The organism is Sporomusa sp. GT1, from assembly GCF_014634905.1.
GTDB lineage: Bacteria > Bacillota > Negativicutes > Sporomusales > Sporomusaceae > Sporomusa > Sporomusa sphaeroides.
Genome location: NZ_BMBX01000063.1, coordinates 1 through 1,656, shown reverse-complemented (window position 1 = coordinate 1,656; position 1,656 = coordinate 1). Strand labels below are relative to the sequence as shown.

The following is a 1,656-nucleotide window of genomic DNA, read 5'->3' as shown; positions in this document are numbered from 1 at the left end:
AAGTCTGAAATCCTGAGCCAAGGTGCTCAACAAGGAAAATGAGCATAGCAAATAAGCTGTCAAGAAACAGTTGGATGGTAAATAATGTATTTTCAAGAAAAAGAAGCTAGGTAGCAAACTCTAGAATTCGGTAACCCTGAGCTTGTGCCAATCGAATGGCTTGTTCTATCGTAATTTCATGACGGACAGGACGAACATCCGATTTTTTATATAAATCAGGGTTATAGGGTTCTTTGGATTTCAAGATGTGATAGATGGCCGTTAGCAGCATTCGCGCAATCGCAATGATAGCTCGTTTGTGGCCCCTACGCTTCTTAAGTTGCAGGTAGCGGTTTCGGATTTCGGGATGTTTTTCGCTTTTGACTACGGCGGTGGCACACTGTACCAAAAGAGGCTTGATGTAGCAGCCAGCTCTCGAAATTCTTACTGACTTTTTCTTGCCGGCACTTTCATTGTTAGTGGGAGTAAGTCCTGCCCAAGAGCACAGATGCTTGGATGTCGGGAACACGTCCATATTCACGCCGATTTCTGCAATCACAGCAATGGCGGAAAAGATGTTTTTGAAGGACGGGACAGTCAAGATCAATGTGATTTCTTCGGAGTAGGACCCGGCAAGGGAAAGAATTATGGCTTCCAGGTCGGCTTTGCGAGCCTCAAGGTTTTCATAATGCTTTTTAATGACCATAATTTTTCCGGCTTGTTCGGGAGTAATGGCCCCCTCGATCGCAAGTTGCAGTTCAGGAAGTTTGTTCTTCATAGAGCCGTGAATAAGCGGTTCTATGTCAAAAGACGTATCAAGCGGATTGTTGAGCAGCTTGTTAATGATATTCATGGAACTTTTACCAAAGGTATCGGAGACGACATTGCCAAGTTGAATGTTGGAAACTGTCAAGCTGTTTTGAAGGCGATTTTTCTCACTGGAGGAAAAGTTGGTCAGCTTAAAGCGGTAGCGCATTAGATCGCGCAATTGCCGGATGGGCAAAGGAGGCATAAAACTTCCCGCGACAAGGTCATGCTTGAATAGATCGGCAATCCATTGGGCGTCCTTTTTGTCAGTTTTTTTGCCCCGAATAGCCTTAACGTATTTGGGGTGAGCCAGCGTGATGTTGCAGGAATGCTCCAGAATATTGAATACAGGGATCCAATATTTGCCGGTTGATTCCATGCAAACATCCTTACAGTCGTTTTTACAAAGCCACTGTGACAGCTCCTGGAGACCTTTGGTAAAGGTAGAAAAGCGATGGCGTTTGTAAGTCGTGATGCCGCTGCTGTTGGTGGAAGCAATACAGGCCACGACAAAGGTTTTGTGAACGTCAATGCCACAACAGACGGGGTAGACAATTTTCAAAGCCATAGGCAAACTCCTTTCCAGAATTAGGCAGAGATGTCAACAGGGACTGATTGCCCAGCAATAAACGAGTTTGTTTAAACAAAGATAAGTCTGCGTGCTCGAAGCGACACTTATTTGTGCTTGGAAAGGCAATCTACACATATAAAAATGCGGTCACCTCATAATGGAGGTGTTCCACTCCCCTCCTCGTGATTTGTAGTATGCTGGCATCCCTGTATAGTTAAGAATACAAGAAAAAATCGCTCCAGGCTAACGGATTTCATTCCGTTTTGTGCCTTGAGCGAAGCGAAAGGAATGGTTATAAA

At 44.6% G+C, this 1,656-nt stretch carries 1 protein-coding gene; it reads right to left on the bottom strand.

The window, feature by feature from the left end:
- Window positions 1–106: 106 nt before the first annotated feature.
- Window positions 107–1,354 carry an IS110 family transposase gene (locus GT1_RS21815; protein WP_188400487.1) on the bottom strand — a complete coding sequence of 416 codons (1,248 nt, stop codon included), beginning with the start codon at window positions 1,352–1,354 and terminating at the stop codon, window positions 107–109.
- Between the last annotated feature and the right edge of the window lie 302 nt (window positions 1,355–1,656).

What these genes read in the sequence shown, in the direction of transcription:
- GT1_RS21815 (WP_188400487.1), bottom strand. Translation starts at nt 1,354, where the DNA reads ATGGCTTTGAAAATTGTCTACCCCGTCTGTTGTGGCATTGACGTTCAC.